Annotated in this window: 19 protein-coding genes and 1 tRNA gene; 9 read left to right on the plus strand and 11 right to left on the minus strand. The window is 43.6% G+C overall.

Annotated elements, in window-relative coordinates; translation table 11 throughout:
• Window positions 1-21: 21 nt before the first annotated feature.
• Window positions 22-1,821 carry a hypothetical protein gene (locus tag ACZ1GZ_RS13975; RefSeq protein ID WP_472665505.1) on the minus strand — a complete coding sequence of 600 codons (1,800 nt, stop codon included), beginning with the start codon at window positions 1,819-1,821 and terminating at the stop codon, window positions 22-24.
• A 311-nt stretch (window positions 1,822-2,132) separates the two neighbouring features.
• Between ACZ1GZ_RS13975 and ACZ1GZ_RS13980 the strand changes: the two genes are divergently transcribed.
• Both ACZ1GZ_RS13980 and ACZ1GZ_RS13985 read left to right on the plus strand, forming a co-directional pair.
• On the plus strand, window positions 2,133-2,627 hold the full coding sequence (locus ACZ1GZ_RS13980) for a hypothetical protein (protein WP_472665506.1): 495 nt from the start codon (window positions 2,133-2,135) through the stop codon (window positions 2,625-2,627).
• Between the two features lie 334 nt (window positions 2,628-2,961).
• Window positions 2,962-3,756: a hypothetical protein gene (locus tag ACZ1GZ_RS13985; protein ID WP_472665507.1), complete on the plus strand. Its 795-nt coding sequence runs from the start codon at window positions 2,962-2,964 to the stop codon at window positions 3,754-3,756.
• A 260-nt stretch (window positions 3,757-4,016) separates the two neighbouring features.
• Here the strand turns inward: ACZ1GZ_RS13985 and ACZ1GZ_RS13990 are convergent.
• Window positions 4,017-4,102 (minus strand) — tRNA-Leu (locus tag ACZ1GZ_RS13990).
• Window positions 4,103-4,368: 266 nt separating this feature from the next.
• Here ACZ1GZ_RS13990 and ACZ1GZ_RS13995 point away from each other — a divergent pair.
• Both ACZ1GZ_RS13995 and gpt read left to right on the plus strand, forming a co-directional pair.
• A complete protein-coding gene (locus ACZ1GZ_RS13995; RefSeq protein ID WP_472665508.1) occupies window positions 4,369-5,109 on the plus strand; it encodes a competence/damage-inducible protein A in 741 nt (246 codons plus the stop codon).
• A 54-nt stretch (window positions 5,110-5,163) separates the two neighbouring features.
• A complete protein-coding gene (gene gpt, locus ACZ1GZ_RS14000) occupies window positions 5,164-5,655 on the plus strand; it encodes a xanthine phosphoribosyltransferase (RefSeq protein ID WP_472665509.1) in 492 nt (163 codons plus the stop codon).
• Window positions 5,656-5,741: 86 nt separating this feature from the next.
• Here the strand turns inward: gpt and ACZ1GZ_RS14005 are convergent, their stop codons facing one another.
• The gene (locus ACZ1GZ_RS14005) at window positions 5,742-8,003 is read right to left on the minus strand and encodes an esterase-like activity of phytase family protein (RefSeq protein WP_472665510.1); all 2,262 of its coding nucleotides are present in this window, start codon (window positions 8,001-8,003) and stop codon (window positions 5,742-5,744) included.
• Window positions 8,004-8,567: 564 nt separating this feature from the next.
• Between ACZ1GZ_RS14005 and ACZ1GZ_RS14010 the strand changes: the two genes are divergently transcribed.
• Together ACZ1GZ_RS14010 and ACZ1GZ_RS14015 are read left to right on the plus strand one after the other, a co-directional pair.
• A complete protein-coding gene (locus ACZ1GZ_RS14010; protein ID WP_472665511.1) occupies window positions 8,568-12,329 on the plus strand; it encodes a vitamin B12-dependent ribonucleotide reductase in 3,762 nt (1,253 codons plus the stop codon).
• Window positions 12,330-12,450: 121 nt separating this feature from the next.
• Window positions 12,451-13,407 (plus strand): DUF4238 domain-containing protein, encoded by a 957-nt coding sequence (locus tag ACZ1GZ_RS14015; protein ID WP_472665512.1) that lies wholly within the window; start codon window positions 12,451-12,453, stop codon window positions 13,405-13,407.
• Between the two features lie 6 nt (window positions 13,408-13,413).
• On the opposite strand, the gene ACZ1GZ_RS14020 is transcribed toward ACZ1GZ_RS14015, so the two are convergent.
• Window positions 13,414-14,637 carry a cytochrome P450 gene (locus tag ACZ1GZ_RS14020; protein WP_472665513.1) on the minus strand — a complete coding sequence of 408 codons (1,224 nt, stop codon included), beginning with the start codon at window positions 14,635-14,637 and terminating at the stop codon, window positions 13,414-13,416.
• A gap of 102 nt (window positions 14,638-14,739) precedes the next feature.
• Here ACZ1GZ_RS14020 and ACZ1GZ_RS14025 point away from each other — a divergent pair, with 102 nt between their 5' ends.
• Genes ACZ1GZ_RS14025 through ACZ1GZ_RS14035 form a run of 3 tightly spaced genes read left to right on the plus strand, consistent with a single transcriptional unit; the run spans window position 14,740 to window position 16,918 of the window.
• Entirely contained in the window at window positions 14,740-15,597 is an 858-nt protein-coding gene (locus ACZ1GZ_RS14025) for an MBL fold metallo-hydrolase (RefSeq protein WP_472665514.1), read from the plus strand.
• Between the two features lie 42 nt (window positions 15,598-15,639).
• Window positions 15,640-16,380: a metallophosphoesterase gene (locus ACZ1GZ_RS14030; protein ID WP_472665515.1), complete on the plus strand. Its 741-nt coding sequence runs from the start codon at window positions 15,640-15,642 to the stop codon at window positions 16,378-16,380.
• 10 nt (window positions 16,381-16,390) lie between these two features.
• Window positions 16,391-16,918 carry a DUF3291 domain-containing protein gene (locus tag ACZ1GZ_RS14035; protein ID WP_472665516.1) on the plus strand — a complete coding sequence of 176 codons (528 nt, stop codon included), beginning with the start codon at window positions 16,391-16,393 and terminating at the stop codon, window positions 16,916-16,918.
• Between the two features lie 10 nt (window positions 16,919-16,928).
• Here the strand turns inward: ACZ1GZ_RS14035 and sufA are convergent, their stop codons facing one another.
• The 7 genes from sufA to sufB all read right to left on the minus strand — a co-directional run bounded on the left by sufA (window position 16,929) and on the right by sufB (window position 22,997).
• The gene (gene sufA / locus ACZ1GZ_RS14040; RefSeq protein ID WP_472665517.1) at window positions 16,929-17,321 is read right to left on the minus strand and encodes a Fe-S cluster assembly scaffold SufA; all 393 of its coding nucleotides are present in this window, start codon (window positions 17,319-17,321) and stop codon (window positions 16,929-16,931) included.
• A gap of 248 nt (window positions 17,322-17,569) precedes the next feature.
• Window positions 17,570-17,974 (minus strand): SUF system Fe-S cluster assembly protein, encoded by a 405-nt coding sequence (locus tag ACZ1GZ_RS14045; protein WP_472665518.1) that lies wholly within the window; start codon window positions 17,972-17,974, stop codon window positions 17,570-17,572.
• A gap of 12 nt (window positions 17,975-17,986) precedes the next feature.
• Complete coding sequence (locus tag ACZ1GZ_RS14050; RefSeq protein WP_472665519.1) at window positions 17,987-19,219, minus strand: cysteine desulfurase; 1,233 nt, start codon at window positions 19,217-19,219, stop codon at window positions 17,987-17,989.
• Window positions 19,212-20,492 (minus strand): Fe-S cluster assembly protein SufD, encoded by a 1,281-nt coding sequence (gene sufD, locus ACZ1GZ_RS14055; protein ID WP_472665520.1) that lies wholly within the window; start codon window positions 20,490-20,492, stop codon window positions 19,212-19,214. The genes ACZ1GZ_RS14050 and sufD overlap by 8 nt, the downstream gene beginning before the upstream one ends.
• Window positions 20,493-20,543: 51 nt before the next feature.
• Window positions 20,544-21,299 carry a Fe-S cluster assembly ATPase SufC gene (gene sufC, locus ACZ1GZ_RS14060; RefSeq protein ID WP_472665521.1) on the minus strand — a complete coding sequence of 252 codons (756 nt, stop codon included), beginning with the start codon at window positions 21,297-21,299 and terminating at the stop codon, window positions 20,544-20,546.
• A gap of 67 nt (window positions 21,300-21,366) precedes the next feature.
• Window positions 21,367-21,528, minus strand: coding sequence for a hypothetical protein (locus tag ACZ1GZ_RS14065; protein WP_472665522.1), 162 nt, complete (start codon window positions 21,526-21,528; stop codon window positions 21,367-21,369).
• On the minus strand, window positions 21,528-22,997 hold the full coding sequence (sufB, locus tag ACZ1GZ_RS14070; RefSeq protein WP_472665523.1) for a Fe-S cluster assembly protein SufB: 1,470 nt from the start codon (window positions 22,995-22,997) through the stop codon (window positions 21,528-21,530). Before sufB ends, ACZ1GZ_RS14065 begins: the two co-directional genes overlap by 1 nt.
• Between the last annotated feature and the right edge of the window lie 82 nt (window positions 22,998-23,079).

Raw genomic sequence — 23,079 nt, forward strand, 5'->3', positions numbered from 1 at the left:
GTTAAGTCAAAACTATTATGTTCAAAGCTTATTTGTCGTAATATCCGCATATTCAAAAAGCTCGATCTTAATTTGAGGATGCATTACACAGACTTGAAGACCATTTTTCAAATTTTCAATACCAGTTAAGTTTATCGTACCTGCGACCAAGCTATATTTTGCAATCACATTCCTACTTCCATCGGTGATCGTTAAAGCCAGTTTTGAATTAGGAATTGTGTTATTCAATGCAATTCCAACGCGCGCTTCCCACAAGACTAAAGTGTCTTTTGCACCTAACTCCAAACACGATTCATTTGCTTGAACTGCTTGCAGTGAAATTGATGCGTTCTCAACTCGTATAGCTTCCGCTATTTTTTGGTGCTCTAAATTTCTGTGTGGCTTAATATCTGGATTAAAAACATTGAGTTGATTATCCGCGAAATATGAAATCGCTTTGCCAATTGTTTCTTGGCTATTGTTTCCAGCAGCATTACGTCTGAGCGAATATTGGTTTTCGGCGTTAATTTGGCCATAAACGAGTACTTCAATTTTGTTCGCAAAACTGACCGCTCTTTTATGCTTCCCTTCTTCATAAAAAGCATAAGAATATAAAAACAGTCCAATCTCTATGATCGCGAGCGCAACTACCCCTCTTTTTAACCAACGAATATTGACAACAGGACGCAACAAGTCTGCCAATAATAGTAAGCATGCCAAAACAATAAGTTGACGATAATTTTGATATCTCGGGGCTTCGATTAACGACCACCATTCAGTCTCAGGGGAACGAATCACGACCCCGGCCGCAAGCATAGCAAATGCCGACCACGCCACCATGGTCACCACTAAATTACATCTGATTTTCAATAAGCTCAATAATAAGATTACAACGATCAAGAAACCAATGAGAAGATTAAAGACGTTACCTAAATCGGCGAGTTTCGTCCCGGTTTGGGTCGCTGAAAGAATGGCTTTCCCAAATGTTGTCGCATATTCATTTATGTAGACGATTTGTGATAATATCTCGGAAAACGATGGCATTCCGCGAGCTGATCGAAGCAACCATTGATCCATCATCATTTTATATAACAACGTGATTGTCAAAATTGTCGTTGCTATCATTACATATCTGGGACTTTTTAGGATCATGGCTCTGGAAATTAACACCAGGATAGCCGCAATGCTGCCAAACAGAGCAAAAGTCTCATGAATATTCAAAAAACCTAATGTAATTAATGTGATGCATCCAAGTGCGAACAAAAATTGAAGTCGCGACTGGTGTGCATCTGAAAAGAACATCTTTTCGATTAAAACGCAGTACAAGACCAAAAAGCACAGCATCACCATTTGAAACGTGACAAGCGGCCAATACACATAAATTGGTTGTATTTTTGAAATAACTATGCTCGCCAATGAAATTGCAATTAGAAAATCAAGTTGAGAATACCAAGGAGTTCTAGATTGAACAGGTTTAACCATTCTCGAAAGCAGCATGATTGCAATCAATCCTGAACACAGTAAGCCCAGAATAAAATCAATACGAAGATTTAATCCAAATAATTCAGCATTTAGATAGTGATAAATGTGCATAAAAGGTGTCGAGTGGTGGTTACTCCACAACAGTTTTAGGCTGGCATCTTCATAAAAAACTGGAATGATAATTTTAGCAAAATGACGGAAAATATCGTTTCTTACAGCATAATTGATGTCTGGATATTGAACCATCAACACCAATAGACAAAAAAAGCTAATGGCAATGAGAAAATAAAACCGATTAAGCTTACCAGATAAAAAAACCGCAATAGTCCAATTGAACTGCTTACCGTCTATCTGGTTCATAAATCCTCACCTTACAACCCCAAAGGTTCTATGATTTACCCTTAGCTTAGATGAAAGCTAGTTATATCAATTATCTCATCAATACAAGTTAGACTGATCCAGCGATCCCTGTGAATTTTAAACCGTCTCAACTACTCATAGATGAATTACACCTCAACCACAACCAATGGTGACTTAGCCCTCTACTTCAAGACATGTGTGTTGCTAAAAGCACATCAAAATTACCACCTACAATAAATTGATTCAAAGTTGTATTTAATTTTATATTTCAATTTATGCAGGAATACAGATAAATTGAAAAGGAGAAGGACATGTCAGTATCACTGAGAGTTGTGGGGATCTATTACGATCAAAAAGATATCCCATATGAAGAAAATATGACCGTGATGGATGTTCTAAATTACGCACGTATGAAACCAACCGAGAACTCTAAAGTTTTTGGCTTTGAAACGGGACAATTACAATTTGGGGCAGATGCCGGAAAACCCAGCATCACATCATTTTATAGTGAATATGAAGAACCATTTCAAAGTAAGACCTCGCCTCTTATGAAACCGGCTGGACCCTATTTCTTGCCAGAAGACATTTCAACGTCTCCATCATTTACTGCCTGGCAATATTATGTCTTCAGCAAGCCCCTGCAACAAGGTGGCGCCGTATACCAAGTGAACAATCCAAGGGTTGAATCCTTCGTTGATGCAAAAGTACCAGATGGTGGATTTGTCACTTGGCGCCTTTGCAAAATTCTCGGCTCTCCTCAGCCCATGCCCGCCAATAAAATGAGCGCAATGTCCAAGATGGTTTAATCATCAACTTTTAGTCAGTTCAAACGCCATCTATATGGGGAACGTCCTTAATGTTTTGGAACAAGGACGTTTCCTAAAACAGCCATGGATGTGTAAACGCGTAATTATTCAGTAAACATAATTATCAATGAAAATTGTGGTGCGGGCACCGCGCACATGAAGCATAATTTAAATTCATATTTTTCAATATGTTAACGGATCATGACAGTCATTTTGTGGTACAAAATGTGGTACAAAATTTGAATTACCGCACCCCCTAGTTCACTAAATTTTCCTTTAGACCTTTAACTATAAGTTGAGATACTATGATTCATCTAATTAAAGGAGAACTCAATTGCTGAATATATCTGTACCCTGGTTAGTCGATTTGGTTTTGCTACTTGAAAAAGTAGAAAAAGATATTGCTGAAGGTGTGGAACAGAATATTCAATCAACACTATTCGGAGTCTTGTACAATATTGAATTGCTTTCCAATGAAGGAATATACACTCCCTATCTAAAGAGCTCTCTCGCGAAAGCTGAATCAATATACAACATGCTATCCTCGAAGATTCTTGTAGACGAACCAATACCCTTTACAGCTACAGAGCTCCATCTCATCGACAAACAAATAAAAGATCTAAATACTATTCTTAAAGCTGAGCTTCATGTTGCTCCCATCTTTTTAATAACACCAAAAGGTAGTTTTGATCTTCTCCGAATATTAGATTCAAGTTATGAATTATTTCCGCCTACTCTAAGATTCAAAGCTCCAGAAACTGAACATGATGTTACAGAAGTTGCCAAAGCACTAATATTTGATTTACCTACCGCATGCGGATTTCATACATTCAGAATTGTGGAATCCGTAACACGGAGATACTGGGATGCTGTCTCGAATGGTGACGATAGACCAAAACGAGCAACCCTTGGTCAATTATTGAAGCGCCTCCAAGATGATGAACGTGGGGATGACCAAATTATAGGATCATTGCAGCAACTAACGCGCCTTCACAGGAACCCATTAGCACACCCAGAACACAATCTAACAACAGAAGAAGCCATTGGCACGGTTGGGATGGCGAGAAGTGTTTTAGCGCCTATGTTGGAAATTCTCGACGACGAAATTGATCAGGATGAACCAATATAGGCGCTTAATTTGCCATGTGCGACCAGCTAATTCATAGCTCATATCATCTCTGTTTATTACTAAGAATCCGAATTACACTTGAGACTTCAAATCTAACTTTTCGTTACAGAATCGGCCTAAACACATTCAGTAAATGATAGGATTCTTACAAATGTGGTACAATCTGTGTGACAAATTGTGATACAAAATCTGAATTTGTGGTACAAAACACACAAAAATTTGAAATTAATCAATAAAATCAATAACTTAAAAAATAATCTTGGTGCGGGCACCGGGACTCGAACCCGGACAGCCTAAGGCCGAGGGATTTTAAGTCCCTTGCGTCTACCAGTTCCGCCATGCCCGCAACCTGGCTGACTGCCTACACGAACAAGCCGCATTCAATCAAGTTCTTTTTGCCTGATTTTCAAAATAAAAATAACAACACGTGACTTTCAGTGTTTTCACCCCTGCCCGGCACGTTAAGACATAGAATAAAGCAGCCGAATCAAATGCTAAACAAACGCGCCTAAGTGATTCTTTTTATTCTCTTATACCCATGTGTTGGCAATACTGGCATTTTCATTTCTCAACTTATCATGTATGGCACATTCAACAATAAGGTTGAAACGCATGAGCAACAAAAAACAAGTCACAGCTGCAGCATTAGCGATTGGTGATGAATTATTATCAGGCCGCACCCGCGATAAAAATATCGGTCATCTGGCGCAAACACTTACTTCAGTCGGCATTGATTTACGCGAAGTGCGTATTGTCGCCGATGAAGAAATTGAGATCGTGGCTGCGGTGAATGCATTAAGAAAGAAATATGACTATCTCTTCACATCCGGCGGCATTGGCCCAACCCATGATGACATCACGGCCGATGCTGTCTCAAAAGCGTTTGGTGTTAAATGCATTTATGATGATGATGCAATGGAACTGCTCGCAGCGCATTATAAATCCCGTGAGATGGAATTTACCGACGCACGCCAACGCATGGCGCGCATGCCAGACGGCTCAACCCATATCGACAACCCGGTTTCCAAAGCCCCAGGATTTAACAAAGATAATGTATTTGTCATGGCAGGCGTTCCGAAAGTCTTTGAAGCCATGTTAAATAATGTTGTCCCGACACTTAAAACAGGGCAAAAGCTGTTATCACGTTCCGTCCCCTGCCGTCATGGTGAAGGTGTGATTGGTACACCGCTTGGTCTTATTCAAAAAGAAAACCCGGATATCAGCATCGGATCATACCCACGCTTTGGCGATGATGGCAGCTTTTCAACTGAGATTATCGTGCGTGGTCTAGATCAAACAGATGTGGACAAAGCCGCCCTAGAAATTGAGCAGATGCTTGCCAATTTGAACTAAGACATTATTCTAAACCCAATTCATAAAAATATATCAGCTAATAAAAGGTCACCCATGAAGCCTTCAGAAAAATTCTTCCCCGTATCTTGGGATCAATTTCACCGCGACGCACGCGCATTAGCATGGCGTATTGCCGGTCAAGAGACCGATTATAAGGGCATAGTTTGTATCACTCGCGGTGGTTTGGTGCCGACAGCAATCATCTGCCGTGAGCTGAACATCCGGATGATCGACACGGTCTGTGTTGCCTCATATCATGATTATAAAAACCAAGGCGATATGCAGATCTTAAAAGAGATCTCCCCGGAACTTCTTAAAAACGATGGCGAAGACATTCTCATCATTGATGATTTAACAGATACGGGAAAAACCGCTGGCATTGTGCGAGCCATGTTGCCAAAGGCACATTTTGCCACTGTCTATGCAAAGCCAAAAGGACGTCCACTGGTAGATACCTTTATCACCGAGGTAAGCCAAGATACTTGGATTGTGTTCCCGTGGGATATGGGTGTGCAATATCAGGAACCAATCGCAAAAGGTGGCTAATCTTCTTAGCTAGATTTTCACCACCACATATAAAGACAAGAGCCGGACAAGATTGCCCGGCTCTCTTTGTTTAAGCTTATGAAAAATTACATCGTGGCAATCACGTCTAATTTGAAGAATTGTGTCTCACCGTTTGAATCATCAACACCATCATTATCTGTGACGACAAACATCTGGCCATTTTTATCAATTGCCAAACCTTCAACCTTATCGACCACATATCCACCATAAGATTGCATGATTGGTATCAGATCCACCACAAGTTCTTTATTCACGACTGGGAGAGTTTCACCCAATTTGCCTGGCTTTAATTCAGATACTGCAACTTTGTAGATCTTTTTGGTCACCGCAGCTGCACCAATTTGATTATCGCGCTCAATAATATAAGCATAATCACCAAAGATCGTAATATCAGATAAGCCTACCCAACCTTTATCTTTGCCATCAAGAGGATAATGCACAGCACCCCATTCTTTGGTTTCAAGGTTATAATTGACCAGTTTTGCAAAACCTGCGGCGTCATCTTGCCACTCACGCTGAATAGCAATCCAAAGATCATCACCTGATTTGGTAATACCTTCAGACCCGAAACGTTTTTCAACTGCAAGAAGCTCACTAGGGAAAGCGATTTCATTTTCGATCTCACCGTCAGCATTCACATGGTAAATCGCATGGGGAGTTAAACGATCTGTGCGACCTTCAGAGGCGATAAAGAAACCGCCCTCACCGTCTTGTGTAATGCCTTCCATATCCAATTTCTGCGCCGGCATGCCATCACGCGTGATCGGAGTTGCTGATACAATTTGCGCTGGGACTTGCGTCGCATCAATCTTAAAGATTTGCGGTTGCGAGCGATAAAAGCTGTCATTAACAGCATATAACTCGCCCGGATTTTCGCTGTCTGCAACCAAGCCAGACAATGCACCCCAACCAATTGGACGGCCATTTTCGTCTAGTTTAGACGTCAGCATCGGATATTGGGATGCATCCGCGCCATATTGATAAAGCGTGACATGAGAGCGAACACCGCCATCTTCAATTAGATCTTTTTCATTAGAAACCGCGAGCAAATTACGGTTTTCAATTGCGACCGCACCTTCAGGCGCTAGCCCCGTTGGCAAAAGTTGGACAAATTCTGCATCTGAGCCTGTGTCTTTATATACGCCAATCACAGAGCCTCGTTCTGATAACACGAACATGTGCTTTTGATCGCCAAATGTACCGACTTCCAATCCTTCTGGCTCAGCACCCTTGTTGCCAGAACGTTTTTCTGGGTAGTGACCTGCCATGGCAACTTTATATTCAAAGTCCAAACCACTTTCGAACAACACCTCACCTGTTTTAGAAAAAATCGTAAACCCGCGAGATCCACCTTTATAATCGCCCTCATTGGCGATCAACACACGATCTTCATCTAACCATTGAACGGCGTCAGGTTCGCGCGGCACATCATTGAGCGTGCCGGCAAATGTCAGTGCACCTTCTTCATCAGTATCAACATTTCCAAGATCAACTGTTCCAGCTGAAAAATGCGAAACAATAGTACCGTCCGCATTAAGGACAACAATGTAGTTATTCTCCTGCAATGTGACGACAAGTTCGTTGTTGGCGTTAAAATCTATAAATTCTGGTTCCGGATCTGTTGGCGCGATTTCTGCCAAATCCGTCACATCTGCGTTGATTATTGCCGCACAATCATATGCACCATTGGCAACCGGAAGAATGGACACAAAACCGGCAGGGGCTTGTGGGATCGCGCCATCGTTTAAATCTTCATCGCGTTCATTCTCAATTGCGACAGCCGCCAAAGCTCCATCCATCGACAAAGCAACCGAATCAGGTTGACCACCAAGATCGCAGCGAGAGACGACTTCTTTGCTTTCAAGATTGATGATGATCAACTCGCCGGATGGCTTTGTATAACTTTCTGATGTGTCGACGCCAACAAACGCTAGCTTACCTTTGACAGATACCGATGTTGGTTCACCATCAAGCTTGATGATTCCTTTCGCAACGGGTGTTTTTGGATCGGTAATATCAATCAAGCCAACGGCACCCAGTGGACTGTCGGTATAAACCAGCATATTGCCATCACTTGTTGCGGCAATGATCTCAGCTGACGTTTCAGTTTTCTGATCTACATCACCAGGCAAATTTAAATTCACCGGGAAAGATGATACGCGGTTAAAATATTCACCTGCTATTGAGGGTGTGGATAACGTTGTAAAACTTGCTGCCAGAAAAGTTGAAAATAAAATTTTTTTGTGCCAATAAACATGGATGTCACCTCGCTCCTGTTGATAACGTCCCCAAGGCGATATAATTTTTACATGACGTGCCCACTGCATATTTATGACGTTTGTGTAACAAATCCACGTTTTCCAGCAAGAATCGGACACCCATATGAGAACAAAAGAGAGCCGTTAACAAATAATGAATCTTTCCCCAGTTTTCACAAGCAAGACACACTAGATATTGTGGGTGCTATTTTGGATAAAACTATTACTTGACGATTGTGTGCGAGTCGCGCCTAATGAAAATCAAGTTGCGGCGGCGACGAGCTGGAGGGGTTACCAAAACCAGCAAAATCCATTGTTTTGTGAGTTGAGACGCTTATTTCAGGCGGAGTGTTCTTGCGTTTAAATTTTGGGGGAAATGGAAAAAAACCGGCGGTTTTTAGATATTTTCAATTTACAAATTAATGTTTTGTTAATACTACATCTAGTATATTTCAAAATATGAAACACAATATGCGGTTCTTTTTTGAATAAAAGTACTGTACACTTATCGAGGTTTGCGAACCGCGGTGTCTTATGGTGGGACATCGTTTTGGCGCGCAGGCAATTGGGGAATTTTGTCCTGAAAAACCAACAATGGTGACAGGCAACAAATGATAAAAGGAAAATGAAGTTATGCGCATAGAACGCTGCTTTACTAAAGAAGGCAAAGACGCTTACTCCGAGATCGAATTTCGCAAAGCTACCAGTGAGATTAAGAATCCGGATGGGTCGATTGTTTTCCGCTTGGAGGACATCGATGTCCCAAATCAGTTCAGCCAAGTTGCAGCGGATATTCTAGCGCAGAAATATTTCCGTAAGGCGGGTGTACCTGCTGTTCTTAAGAAAGTTGAAGAAAATGATGTTCCATCATGGCTTTGGCGTTCAGTGGCTGATGAGAAAGCATTAGCTAAACTGCCAGAAGAAGAGCGTTATGGTCCTGAAACAGATGCGCGTCAGGTTTTTGACCGTTTGTCAGGTACATGGACATATTGGGGTTGGAAAGGCGGATACTTCGATAGCGAAGAAGATGCGCTCAACTTCCGTAATGAACTTGCTTATATGCTAGCGACACAACGCGTTGCACCAAACTCCCCGCAATGGTTCAACACAGGTCTTCATTGGGCCTATGGTATTGACGGGCCAAGCCAGGGTCACTTCTATGTCGATCCATTCACAGCGAAATTGGTGAAATCAAAATCATCTTACGAACATCCTCAACCTCATGCTTGCTTTATTCAGTCTGTTGAAGACGATTTGGTAAACGAAGGCGGCATCATGGATCTTTGGGTGCGCGAAGCGCGTCTATTTAAATATGGTTCAGGCACAGGTTCAAACTTCTCTCATGTACGCGGCGAAGGCGAAAGCTTGTCTGGTGGTGGTAAATCATCAGGTCTAATGAGCTTCCTGCGTATCGGTGACCGTGCAGCGGGTGCAATTAAATCAGGCGGCACAACGCGTCGTGCTGCGAAAATGGTTGTTGTCGACATCGACCACCCAGATATTGAGCAATATATCTCTTGGAAAGTGAACGAAGAGCAAAAAGTTGCTGCTTTGGTCACTGGCTCAAAAATCGTATCGCAACATCTTGGTCAGATCATGAAAGCTTGCATCAATTGCGAAGCTGACAATGATGCTTGTTTTGATCCAAAACAGAACCCTGCCCTTAAGCGCGAAATTAAAGCTGCGAAAAAGAACCAGGTTCCAGAAAACTACATCAAGCGTGTGATCCAGTTTGCACAACAAGGCTACACAGATATTGAGTTTAAAACCTATGACACAGATTGGGATTCAGAAGCCTATCTGACTGTTGCAGGCCAGAACTCAAATAACTCAGTGTCAATTAAAGACGATTTCCTTCGTGCTGTTGAAAGCGATGGTAACTGGGATCTACGCGGCCGCCGCGATGGCAAAGTTACAAAAACACTTAAAGCACGTGAGCTTTGGGAATCAATTGGTTACGCCGCATGGGCATCAGCTGATCCTGGCCTTCACTTCAACACAACAATGAACGACTGGCACACTTGCCCATCAGAAGGACCAATTCGCGCATCTAACCCATGTTCTGAATACATGTTCCTAGATGATACAGCCTGTAACTTGGCTTCGTTGAACTTGCTGCGCTTTAAAGATGCTAAAACTGGCAATCTTGCGATTGGCGACTTTGAACATGCAACACGTCTTTGGACAATGGTTCTTGAAATCTCAGTGATGATGGCTCAGTTCCCATCACGACAGATTGCTGAACTTTCTTACAAATACCGCACACTCGGTCTTGGCTTTGCCAATATCGGTGGCTTGCTGATGACGGGCGGTATTCCTTACGATTCAGATGAAGGCCGCGCAATCTGTGGTGCGATCACTGCGATCATGACTGGTGTTTCTTACGCAACATCAGCGGAAATGGCTGGCGAGCTTGGTCCGTTCCCGGGTTACAAACCAAATGCGAAAAACATGTTGCGTGTGATCCGCAACCACCGTTTGGCAGCACACGGTAAATCAGAGGGTTATTCTGAGCTATCTGTGAACCCTGTTCCGCTGGTTCATGAAGATTGTAAAGATCAGGATCTAGTTAAGCACGCGACAGCTGCATGGGACCTGGCACTAGAGCTTGGTGAAAAACACGGTTACCGCAATGCGCAAGCCACTGTGATTGCCCCAACAGGCACAATCGGTCTTGTCATGGACTGTGATACAACAGGTATTGAGCCAGACTTTGCGCTTGTTAAGTTTAAAAAGCTTGCGGGTGGCGGTTACTTTAAAATCATCAACCGTGCTGTGCCTGAAGCACTTCGCACCTTGGGTTACTCAGAAAGCCAAATCGCTGAGATCGAAGCTTATGCTGTTGGTCACGGCAACCTTAATCAAGCACCTGGCATTAATCCTGGATCGCTTAAATCAAAAGGCTTCAGCGACGAGCAAATCGAAACAATTAACAAAGGTCTCGAAAGCGCATTTGATATCAAATTCGTCTTTAACAAATGGACCCTTGGCGAAGAGTTCTGCAAAGACACGCTTGGCTTAACGGATGAGCAGCTTAATGACATGTCATTTGATATGTTGGCAGCGATCGGCTTTGACAAGAAAGACATCGAAGCTGCAAACATCCACATCTGCGGTGCAATGACACTTGAAGGTGCGCCGTTCCTTAAAGATGAGCATCTTCCAGTCTTTGATTGCGCAAACCCTTGCGGCAAAATCGGCAAGCGTTACCTTTCCGTTGATAGCCACATTCGTATGATGGCAGCAGCGCAACCATTCATCTCAGGTGCGATTTCAAAAACCATCAACATGCCAAATGAAGCAAGCGTTGATGATTGTAAATCAGCTTACATGCTGTCTTGGAAGCTCGCTTTGAAAGCCAATGCGCTATATCGCGATGGTTCAAAACTATCTCAACCGCTTAATGCATCATTGATCGCCGATGAGGAAGATGATGAAGCAGTTGAAGCATTAGTGGAAGCACCAGCAGCGGCACAAGCTGTGAAGGTTACTGAGAAAATCGTTGAGCGCATTGTTGAGCGTGTGGTTCGTGAACAGGAAAAACTACCTGGTCGCCGCAAAGGCTACACGCAAAAAGCAAAAGTGGGTGGACATACAGTGTTCTTGCGCACCGGCGAATACGACGATGGTCGCTTGGGCGAGATCTTCCTCGATATGAACAAAGAAGGTTCAACGCTTCGAGCATTGATCAACAACTTTGCAATCTCTGTCTCTCTTGGTCTTCAATATGGTGTGCCACTAGAAGAATATGTCGATGCATTTGTGTTCACCAAGTTTGAGCCTGCAGGCATGGTTCAAGGCAATGATGCGATTAAAAACGCAACATCTATCTTAGACTATGTCTTCCGCGAATTGGCAGTGTCATATCTTGATCGTCATGATCTCGCCCATGTTGACCAATCTGAATTTTCCTCTACCCCAATGGGCAAAGGCATTCAGGAAGGCACAACAGAAGCGGTTTCTAAAGGTCTGACCCGTGGTCATAAGCTTTCAATCATCAACCAGGAACCACAAGGTTCTGCCGGTAATGGTCCAACAGCAAGCTCAAATGTAACAGCAATTGCATCAGGTTCTGTGGCAACGGTTGCAGCAGCATCCAATGCGGTCGCTGAGATGTTTGAAGAAGCATCCGCTTTCAAGCGTGATTATTCTGAAACTGATCAAAGCTTGAAAACAGAAATAGAGGCTGAGCAAATTGCTGAAAGCGCAAAAGCTGCAGCAACTGGTCTTTCAACAGATGCAGAACGCAAAAAGGTTGAAGCCGACCGCCGCGTTAAAGCAATGATGCAAGGCTATACTGGTGATATGTGCTCAGAATGCTCAAACTTCACCATGGTCCGCAACGGCACATGCCTAAAATGCGACACTTGCGGATCGACAAGCGGCTGTAGTTAAGTCCTGTATAAACAAATCAAAAGCCCCGCGAAATCTTATTTCGCGGGGCAAATCGATTCCATTTCTACGCACTAAATCGACATAAGAGAAAATATGGAACAATAGAACAGCAAAGCATTCTATGAGCATTCCCAAAAAACATCACTTTTTACCAGAATTTTTCCTAAAACAATGGTGTAATAGAGAGACGGGCAAGCTCTTCCATTTTCATGTACCATATCGAGATAAATTGATTTCGGAACCTAGGTATCCAAGCCAAATTGGTTTCGAAGAATTTTTATATTCAATAAAAGATTTGCCTGTAGAAAAAGCACAGAAAGTTGAACAGATATTTTTTAGTAAAGTCGACAACGATGGATCTATTGCGCTAAATCAATTGCTAACCCAAAAAACCTTATGTCCCAACCACGAGAAAATGTGGATAAAATTTATTACAACTCTAATAGCAAGAATGCCCGCAGACTTAGAATTGTTTGTCGAAATCCTTACAAAGACTTCAGACGCAATCGTACCGGTTCTTTCAAAAGTTTCAAATCTATCTGAATTCTCTATACACAAGAACGATTTACAGGACGCCGAAAAAAAACTCAAAACAAAATATGTAAACGAAGCCGCTCACCATCTTTCTATATTTTTAAGTAATGAAAAACTTAGTAAGAGAATGAGTTGTATGTCATGGAAAGTGGTAGAGCTTTCCAAATCAAAACATGAGTTACTAACGTCTGATCGACCATTACATTTCAATGTCAACAATCAAACAAATTTACCTATCATAACGCTACCAGTTGGGCCGAAAACCGTGTTTTTTGCTTCGGAAAACACTATTCATCTTCAACAAATAGCCGAAGCAAACCAAAGTCAATTAGTAAAAAAAATTAATGGACTAACAGTTGGGTCGGCAACAAACAGTGTATTTGGTCGAACAGAAAGTCAGAAAAAATACATCTCAAGGTACTTAGGACAACAAAAATCCATGTCATTTATGGAAAACTACAGTGAAATTGTATCTCAACAAGTACCATCAATTGCAAAAGGTATCGATAAAGTGATGGGGAATATGATTGATGCAGACAAATAAGAGTCCCTACCGAACCAACCCAATATTCAACGCTTCAACGCCGCGCACAGATAACCCGCGTTTATAGGCAACATGCTCATCAAGCAGTGTGAAGTCTTTAAATTCACGCAGCAGCGTTTCGAAAATCACTTTCATGTTTTGTCTGGCGATGTGATTGCCCAGACATAAATGCGCGCCCTGCCCAAAAGCTAAATGACGGTTAGGTGCGCGATTAATTTGGAACTGATCTGGGTTTTCAAACTGGTTCGGGTCACGATTTGCCGCACCATAAAGCAAGCCAAAGGTCGTACCTTTAGCAAACTCCTGACCACGGATCATTACATCTTCGAGCGCATGACGGTGGAAAAACGGGAGTGGAGGCTCATAACGAAACATTTCCTGTATCGCTGTTGGGATAATCTCAGGCACTGCACGCATTTGAGATATTGCATCTGGGTGTTTGAGGAGCGTGTGCATCCCGGACCCTAAAACATCGATGGTCGACCCATGCCCGGCCATTAAAATGAGCATACAAGTCGAGATAAATTCGTCCTCGGTATAATGCCCTTCCCGCTCGTCGACGATCATTTTGGAAATCAAATCATCCTTGGGGTTTTCGCTACGCTCGTTTTTAAGATCAACCAAAAACTCAAAGAACTCACGCGTTGCGGTTTCAGCGATTTGTTTCTTCTCATCTGAACGATCAACATCGAAAAACTGCACGACTTGCTCAGACCATAATCGGAGCTGATTTGAATATTCTTCCGGCGCACCGAGCAAATGCCCGATGACATAGCCGGGCACATGAGCTGCAAAATCTTCGATAAATTCAATCTGATCGCTATCTTTAAAGCCTTGAATTAATCGATCCACAAAGGTTTGCACCACAGGTTCAAGCGCAGCAATTGATCGCGCTGTAAACGTGCCAAATACCAGCTTGCGCAAGCGGCGATGAACCTCACCATCGCTATCAAGCAGACTAAATTGCACCACGCGCTCGTGATATGGCATATCGTGCCAGTTCGCACGCCGCTGCCGCTCCTTGGCTTCTTCTTCTGATTCCAAGCCCTCAAGCGAACGCACCATATTTTGGTTCGTGGCAATTTTGCTCACATCCTTATAACGCGAAAGCAGATACATATCCTGATCAGCAAAGTAATATGGCTCATCCAGCGCTCGCAAAGACGCGTAGATCTCATATGGATTTTCTGAAAACTCTTTGGAAAGTGGTTCAAACGAAATTTGCGCCATAAGCATGCCTAATACAGATATTTAAAACAAAATACATACTGGCATAGGCGGTAAAATACATCTAGATTTATCGCAAATTCGAACAACAAAAGTGAAATTACAATGTCTGATGCAAGTGTTGCATTGCTGGGTGTTAAGGGTGGACCAGCGATCAAACCAGGCTCTAACATGCCTTGCTCTAATCTGGTCCAAATCGCTGGGAAAAACATCGTTTTAGACGCTGGTTTAGGCGTGTGTCGCGGAATTTGCGACCAAGGTGTGGAACTCACTGAGATTGATTTAATCATCATCACACATTTGCATTCAGATCATTATCTAGAGCTTGGTCCGCTTTTTCATACTGCCTGGACAGCAGGTTTAAATAAACCGATCAAAGTTATTGGCCCAAAAGGATTACAAGATTATTGGGACGGGTTTCTCCGCTCAATGAAATTCGACATTGATCTGCGCATAGAAGATGAAGGGCGCTGTGATTTTTCTCAATTGCTTTCGCTTACCGAGATCTCACAAGGGGAAATCTATAACGACGGTGATATCTGCATTACTGCAATAAAAAACCTGCATCCACCGATTGAAGAGAGCTATGCCATCCGCATCGATGCCAATAATAAATCCGTCACATTATCGGGTGATACGACCTATATGCCGCAATTGGCTGAGTTTGCAAAAAATTCAGACGTCTTGGTACATGAAGCATTGCTGTTAAAAGGCGTCGATGCATTATGTAAAAGCTTAGGTGTGTCAGATGACCGTCTTAAAAACCATCTATTACGGAGCCATACGGCAGCTGGTGATGTGGGAAAAATCGCCAAGGGCGCAAATGTGAAAACCTTAGCGCTCAACCATCTTGTGCCAGGGGCCGATCCGAGCATCACGGAGCAGGATTGGGTGGATGCAGTGCGCAAACATTGGCAAGGTGAATTACACATTGGTAAAGATGGGATGAAAATTGAGTTTTAACAAAGTAAGATTATTCAAACTGACAGATTTACAGGCCACACCATGAGTAACATTGCCCTTGGCGAAGCACATACACCCAATGACACCCGCATCTATGCCATTGGTGATGTGCATGGTTATCTAGATTTGTTGTTTAAAATCCATGATCTAATATCCGATGACTTGGCAAAATACCCCGTTAAACATCATAAAATCATACATTTAGGCGATTATATTGATCGAGGTCCAAACTCAAAGGGCTGCATTCAATATCTCATCAATTTGATGGCCAGCAATGAAAACGTCTCTTGTCTTAAAGGCAATCATGAAGAAAAGCTGATCCGCTTTTTAGATGATCCAATTGCGACTGCTTACTCATTTTTGACCTATGGCGGCGCTGAATGCGCGCTATCTTATGGCGTGCAACCGGTTCATTTAGATGTCGCTGATAATGAGATGCTTGCTTTTCGCGATGCACTTTTGCAAGCCGTGCCGCGCTCTCATATTGAGTTCATTGGTGAATTGCTCTTTAGTCAAACTTTCGGGGACTATTTCTTTGCCCATGCAGGCGCTCGGCCAAATGTTGCACTTGAAGAGCAATCTAACCACGATCTCATGACCATTCGCAAAGAATTCATCTCCTATAACGGTCTTTTTGAAAAAGTAATTGTGCATGGTCACACCCCGCATCATCCAATTGAGATCAAACAAAATCGCATCAATGCCGATACCATGGCCTACGCCACTCAAGAGCTGACGGCTGTTGTGCTTGAAGGCAATCAATATCGAATTTTAGCGACATGAGACGCGCGCAATGAAATTAGCGGTCTACACCTTCGGCATATTCAAAGAGCCGGCTGATCATCCGCTCAATGACAGCTTCAGCGCCTATAATGATCCGATTTTTGCACATGCGGACGAATTCCCGGGGTTTATCACAAGATCGGGCTATGCCAGCGATCCCGGCCCTTCCCCATGGGGTGCAGAAATTTATCCGCGATTTTATGCAGAAAAAGGTGATGGCTGGTGCCCGGCAACACTTTCATTGTGGGAAGATTTAGAAAGCTTGTTCCACTTCACCTATTACGGCCTGCATGGCAAAGCATATAAACGCGGCCATGAATGGTTTTTAGATGGCAATTGGCCACCATTTGCATTGTGGTGGGTTGAAGATGAAGTGCAGCCAATCTGGCAAGACGGCGCTGAGCGGCTTGAATATTTACATGACAATGGCTCAACACCATTCGCATTTAATCTCAAACAACCATTTGATAAAAATGATCAGCCATCCAAACTCGATAAGACACGCGTCAAACAAATGCGCGAAGCTGTTTCAAATTAAATATATTTGATTATTCAGCGCGGATAACCGGCTCGCCTTGTTCGGCCAAAGCTGCCAAATCAGCAGGCTTTAGCTCAACAGATTCGCCACAACCACATGCAGACGTCTGATTTGGATTGTTAAAGACGAAACCAGAACGCAGTTTTGTGACTTCAAAATCCATCTCTGTGCCAAGCAAAAACAATGTTGCCTCTGGCGCAACGAAAACTTTCACACCATCGCGCTCAACCATGTCGTCCTTCGGATTGGCTTCAACCGCCAGATCGACAGTGTATTCCATCCCAGCGCAACCACCTTTTTTGATGCCAACGCGGATGCCTTCAGGATTTTGATCCGAAGATGCTGTAATTTCTTTGATGCGCTCAACGGCAGCATCGGTAAGTTTGACGACTTCAAAGCCCATCATATTCTCCAAAATAATCGGGTTAAAGGCCCGATATTCATCTATGAGATAATGTAATCACTGATACCTTAACAAACAAGCCTATAAGATGGAAATGAATGTCCCAACTTAAACAAACATGGATTTAAAAAATCTAAGTATCAGCAACACGACGATAATTTTATTTCTGATGAGGCGGGAGATGCGAAGATGTACAACCAGTAATTCGAACGACTCAAAACGATGTCAGGAATGAAAGGATCAAGCGATTAGTACCAGCCAACGGCGATTTGCGCCTCTTCAGACATCCGATCAGGGGTCCATGGCGGATCAAAAGTCATAGAAACTTCAACACCTGAAACGCCCTCAACAGCACTTACAGCATTTTCAACCCAGCCCGGCATTTCCCCCGCAACAGGACAACCTGGTGCTGTTAACGTCATTTCGATTTTGACCATGCGATCATCTTCGATGTCAACACGATAGATCAAGCCAATCTCATAAATATCTGATGGAATTTCAGGGTCGTATACGGTTTTAAGCGCGGCGATAATGTCATCAGTCATACGCGCTAATTCTTCGCGAGAGATTTCGGTCGCTGTGAACGTGCGATCCACTTCGTTTGGACCCGGTTGCTCGCCTGCACCTTCTGGTGTTTGATCTTCATTGCTCATAATAAGCTCCAATTATTCAAAAAACGCCCGCGCTTTATCAAGCGCTGTCACCAATGCATCAACTTCAGCACGTGTGTTATACATACCAAATGAGGCACGACATGTGGATGTAACCCCAAAACGGTTCAAAAGCGGCTGCGCACAGTGAGTTCCCGCACGAACGGCAACGCCAGAACGGTCAATCACCATGGAAATATCATGCGCGTGCACGCCCTCAATTTCAAAGGAAACAATTGCGCCCTTACCCGGTGCATTGCCCAAAATGCGCAAAGAATTGATCCCGCTCATTTGGCTATGTGCATAAGAAACAAGATCCGCTTCATGTGCAGCGATTTTATCGCGGCCAATCTCGTCCATATAATCAAGCGCTGCACCCAAACCAATCGCCTGCGCGATCGGCGGAGTACCCGCCTCAAAACGATGGGGCGGATCATTATAAGTGACGTTATCTTCAGTCACATCCAAGATCATCTCACCACCACCCATAAATGGGCGCATAGCACTTAAACGGTCTTTTTTACCGTAAAGAATACCAATACCAGACGGACCATAAAGCTTGTGGCCAGTCATAACGAACCAATCACAATCTAAATCCTGCACATCAATTGGCATATGCACGGCGCTTTGCGAGCCATCAACCAGCACCGGAATGCCGCGTTCTTTTGCAATCTGACAAATCTCTTTTATCGGCACCACAGTTCCAAACGCATTGGACATCTGTGTAATGGCAATCATCTTGGTTTTATCGGTGATGCAGGCCTTAAAGTCGTCAAGATGAAAAGCACCCTCTTCATCCACAGGCGCCCAAACAACTTTGGCGCCATTGCGCTCACGTACAAAATGCCAAGGCACGATGTTGGAGTGGTGCTCCATAATGGAAATGAGGATTTCATCACCCTCACCTAATTCCATCAATCCATGACCATAAGCCACCGTGTTAATCGCTTCTGTTGAAGATTTGGTAAAGACAATATTGTCAACAGATGGTGCATTTAAGAAGCTACGCACTTTCTCGCGCGCTGCTTCATAAGCGTCTGTTGCCGCGTTGGACATATAATGCAATCCACGATGCACGTTTGCATATTCATTTTCATAAACATGGGTAATTGCATCTATCACCGCTTTTGGCTTTTGTGCTGATGCGCCATTGTCTAGATAAACCAGTGGCTTACCGTAAACTTCTTTCGTCAGGATCGGAAAATCCCGCCGAATAGCATCAACATCATAGCCTTCGATATTAGCCATTTTTTTGCAACCATTCTGAGATGATGTTTTCCAGAGCTTCAACAATCGCTTCGTCTTCAAGATCTTCAACGACTTCTGCGACAAATCCTTTAACCAACAATCCGCGAGCTGATTTTTCAGTAATCCCGCGTGCCATGAGATAGAACAAATGTGCAGGATCAATATCTGCAACCGTTGCACCATGCGCACAGATCACATCATCGGCGAAAATTTCAAGCTCAGGCTTGGCTGAAAAATCAGCGTCATCTGACAAAAGCAAAGTGTTACACGCCATTTGCGCGTCAGTTTTTTGCGCAATTTGTGCCACTTTAATCTGACCTTGGAAAACGCCTTTTGCCTTGTCAAACACAACATTTCTAAATGTCTCATCAGAATTTGTGTTTGGAACATTATGTCCAAGTTTTAGCGTTACATCAGTATGTGTATCTCCTGCGAGCATATTAACGCCACGCAGCACCAAATCAGCGCCAGATCCTTGCACATCAGCAACAATTTCCTGACGAACAAGTTTGCCACCAGCATTGACTAAATAAAGCTCAAGCTTCGCATCTTCCGCCAATTCAATATTGACCTGACCGAGATGTGTCGATTGCACATTTTGACCCTGAACAATGACCCAGCGCGCATGCGCGCCCTTACCCACGCTTATATGGCCCACCGAGCTCACAAGCGTTTCGTCATCACCCGAGGCGATATGGCGTTCAATAATCGTCGCATTTGAATTTTCTCCAAATGCAACAGGTAAACGCGAATGGGATTGACCCGCAGCTTGCACAAATTGAATTTCAATAGGTGCTTCAATTTCAGCATCTGGTGCAATATCAATTTTATAGCCATCGGATACAAATGCACCATTTAACTGGCCTATCGCATCGTCAAACTCTGTGTCAGCGAAATGAGCATCTGCACTGCCGTCAGCAAGCGCATCTTTAAAACTTGAAACACTAACGCCTTCTGGCAATGCACCAAAATCATCTGCGATTTGACCGTTTAGGATCGGAAGCACTTTTGCATTTTCGACAAGACCAGCCTGTGCAGCTACGTGTCCATCTGCTTGTGTGGTTGGCACAGAGCTTAGCAAGCGGCGAAGATCCGTGTAATGCCAAGCTTCAACACGTCGTGTCGGCAGGCCATTACTCATCAGCGCAGCAAACATCTTATCGCGCCCCTGCACCACATTTGGCGAACCAGGAAGGCTACCAAGCGAATTCAGAAAATGCTCTGAAAGTGCTTCTTCTGCTGCAGTTTTATCAATTTTACTCTGAACGTTCATCAGAAATCTCCTAGGAGGTGAATTTGAATGCTAAAACCTGAATATTCAGGTTTAAGCAGCAGCCTCGATTACATTTGCATAGCCATTTTCTTCAAGCTCAAGCGCCAATGACTTGTCGCCTGATTTGATGACTTGGCCTTTGTAAAGAACATGAACGCTATCAGGTACAATATGCTCAAGCAGACGCTGATAGTGGGTGATCACAACAACAGCACGGTTTGGATCACGCAGCGCGTTTACACCATCAGACACAATTTTTAGCGCATCAATATCAAGACCTGAATCTGTCTCATCAAGCACGCAGAGTTGCGGTGCAAGTAGTTTCATCTGCAAGATTTCAGCGCGTTTCTTTTCACCACCTGAGAAACCAACATTAAGCGGACGCTTTAGCATCGCCATATCGATTTTAAGATCACCAGCAGCTTCTTTTACTTTGCGGATGAAATCAGGAATAGAAAGCTCTTCTTCACCGCGCGCTTTGCGCTGTTCGTTCATAGCTGTTTTCAAAAATTCCATTGTCGCAACACCTGGGATTTCAACAGGGTATTGGAACGCAAGGAACACGCCGCTAGCAGCACGCTCTGATGGATCCATTTCAAGCACAGATTCACCGTTATAAATGATGTCGCCCGATGTCACTTCATAATCTTCACGACCTGCAAGGATGTATGACAACGTTGATTTACCAGAACCGTTTGGTCCCATAATGGCAGCAACTTCGCCTGCTTCAACTTTCAGGTTAAGACCGCGAATAATCTCGGTATCTGTGTCTGCGATCTTCGCATGTAGGTCTCTAATTTCTAACATTTCTATCTCACTTTTTGTGCTGAATTCAGCTTAATTTATGTTCGGATCGATCACTCAAAATCCGCGATTAATAACCCATAAGGCTCTTAGCTAGAGGGAAAAGGCTTGCTGCGATAATGCCAACTGTTGCTCCGACGACAATGCGCGTCGTTCGTCCGCCGAATACTGGTGCCAGCGCTGATAGCGCCCCACAAATAGCTGCGTACCAAGCAATAGCTGTCAAATCCATTAGCCCACACTCCCCTCCAGTGAAATTCCAATCAACTTCTGTGCCTCAACGGCAAACTCCATTGGCAATTCTTGAATGACTTCTTTCACAAACCCATTCACAATCAGCGCAATTGCTTCCTCTTCCGGAATGCCGCGCGCCAAGCAATAGAACAACTGATCGTCTGAGATCTTTGATGTTGTTGCTTCATGCTCAAACTGTGCCGATGCATTCTTGGCTTCGATATATGGCACTGTATGCGCACCACATTGATCGCCAATAAGAAGGGAATCACATTGCGTGAAGTTTCGCGCATTTGCCGCTTTTCGGTGCGCTGAAACCTGTCCACGATAGGTGTTTTGCGACACGCCTGCTGAAATCCCTTTTGAGATGATACGGCTTGATGTGTTTTTACCCAAATGGATCATCTTGGTGCCTGAGTCCACTTGTTGGTGACCATTAGACACCGCAATGGAGTAAAACTCACCGCGAGAACCATCACCACGCAAAATGCATGATGGATATTTCCATGTAATCGCAGAACCAGTTTCAACTTGTGTCCAAGAGATTTTGGAGTTCTTACCGCGACAATCGCCACGTTTGGTCACAAAGTTGTAAATACCACCTTTTCCGTCTTTATCACCGGGATACCAATTTTGTACTGTTGAGTATTTAATCTCAGCATCATCCATAGCAACCAATTCCACAACAGCTGCATGAAGCTGGTTTTCATCGCGTTGTGGTGCAGTACAACCCTCAAGATAAGACACATAAGCCTCATCTTCAGCGATGATGAGCGTGCGCTCGAACTGACCTGTATTTTCCTCATTGATACGGAAATAAGTCGACAATTCCATTGGGCAGCGAACGCCTTTTGGCACATAAACGAATGAGCCGTCTGTAAACACGGCTGAATTGAGTGTTGCGTAATAATTGTCTGTCACAGGAACAACAGAACCTAAATACTTTTGAACCAATTCTGGGTATTCGCGGATAGCTTCTGAAATTGACATGAAAATCACACCAGCTTTGGAAAGCTCTTCCTTAAATGTTGTCACCACTGACACGCTGTCAAACACAGCATCTACAGCAACCTTGCGCTGTTGAACACCAGCAAGAACTTCCTGTTCACTGAGCGGAATGCCGAGCTTTTCATAGGTACGGAGCAATTCAGGATCAACATCATCGATCGTCATCGGGCCGTCTTGACCCTTCGGCGCAGCGTAGTAATAGATGTCATTGAAATCTATTTTTGGGTAATTAACTCGCGCCCAATCAGGCTCATCCATGGTCAACCAGCGTTGATAAGCCGCCAAACGCCAATCAAGCATCCATTGCGGCTCATCCTTTTTGGCAGAAATGAAGCGGATAATATCTTCATTTAGACCTTTGGGAGCTTTTTCAACTTCAATGTCTGTTGAAAATCCGTATTTATATTGGTCAATATCAATCTCTTTGACCTGATCAATTGTTTCCTGCACCGCTGGCATGGAATACTCCTTTATTCACAAACCCACCCTGCCCCAATAGCTTCGGGTAGATCTGTTGTTATTGTTCAAAGCCTCTGCTTTG

Source organism: Lentilitoribacter sp. JB5-8, assembly GCF_055693385.1.

Coding starts and splice junctions, on each gene's coding strand:
- ACZ1GZ_RS14015 (WP_472665512.1), top strand. CDS start 12,451: ATGAGCATTCCCAAAAAACATCACTTTTTACCAGAATTTTTCCTAAAA.
- ACZ1GZ_RS13980 (WP_472665506.1), top strand. CDS start 2,133: ATGTCAGTATCACTGAGAGTTGTGGGGATCTATTACGATCAAAAAGAT.
- sufB (WP_472665523.1), bottom strand. CDS start 22,997: ATGCCAGCGGTGCAGGAAACAATTGATCAGGTCAAAGAGATTGATATT.
- sufD (WP_472665520.1), bottom strand. CDS start 20,492: ATGAACGTTCAGAGTAAAATTGATAAAACTGCAGCAGAAGAAGCACTT.
- ACZ1GZ_RS14010 (WP_472665511.1), top strand. CDS start 8,568: ATGCGCATAGAACGCTGCTTTACTAAAGAAGGCAAAGACGCTTACTCC.
- ACZ1GZ_RS14045 (WP_472665518.1), bottom strand. CDS start 17,974: ATGAGCAATGAAGATCAAACACCAGAAGGTGCAGGCGAGCAACCGGGT.
- sufC (WP_472665521.1), bottom strand. CDS start 21,299: ATGTTAGAAATTAGAGACCTACATGCGAAGATCGCAGACACAGATACC.
- ACZ1GZ_RS14065 (WP_472665522.1), bottom strand. CDS start 21,528: ATGGATTTGACAGCTATTGCTTGGTACGCAGCTATTTGTGGGGCGCTA.
- ACZ1GZ_RS14020 (WP_472665513.1), bottom strand. CDS start 14,637: ATGGCGCAAATTTCGTTTGAACCACTTTCCAAAGAGTTTTCAGAAAAT.
- ACZ1GZ_RS14005 (WP_472665510.1), bottom strand. CDS start 8,003: ATGCAGTGGGCACGTCATGTAAAAATTATATCGCCTTGGGGACGTTAT.
- ACZ1GZ_RS13975 (WP_472665505.1), bottom strand. CDS start 1,821: ATGAACCAGATAGACGGTAAGCAGTTCAATTGGACTATTGCGGTTTTT.
- ACZ1GZ_RS14050 (WP_472665519.1), bottom strand. CDS start 19,219: ATGGCTAATATCGAAGGCTATGATGTTGATGCTATTCGGCGGGATTTT.
- sufA (WP_472665517.1), bottom strand. CDS start 17,321: ATGGGCTTTGAAGTCGTCAAACTTACCGATGCTGCCGTTGAGCGCATC.
- ACZ1GZ_RS13995 (WP_472665508.1), top strand. CDS start 4,369: ATGAGCAACAAAAAACAAGTCACAGCTGCAGCATTAGCGATTGGTGAT.
- ACZ1GZ_RS14035 (WP_472665516.1), top strand. CDS start 16,391: ATGAAATTAGCGGTCTACACCTTCGGCATATTCAAAGAGCCGGCTGAT.
- gpt (WP_472665509.1), top strand. CDS start 5,164: ATGAAGCCTTCAGAAAAATTCTTCCCCGTATCTTGGGATCAATTTCAC.
- ACZ1GZ_RS14030 (WP_472665515.1), top strand. CDS start 15,640: ATGAGTAACATTGCCCTTGGCGAAGCACATACACCCAATGACACCCGC.
- ACZ1GZ_RS14025 (WP_472665514.1), top strand. CDS start 14,740: ATGTCTGATGCAAGTGTTGCATTGCTGGGTGTTAAGGGTGGACCAGCG.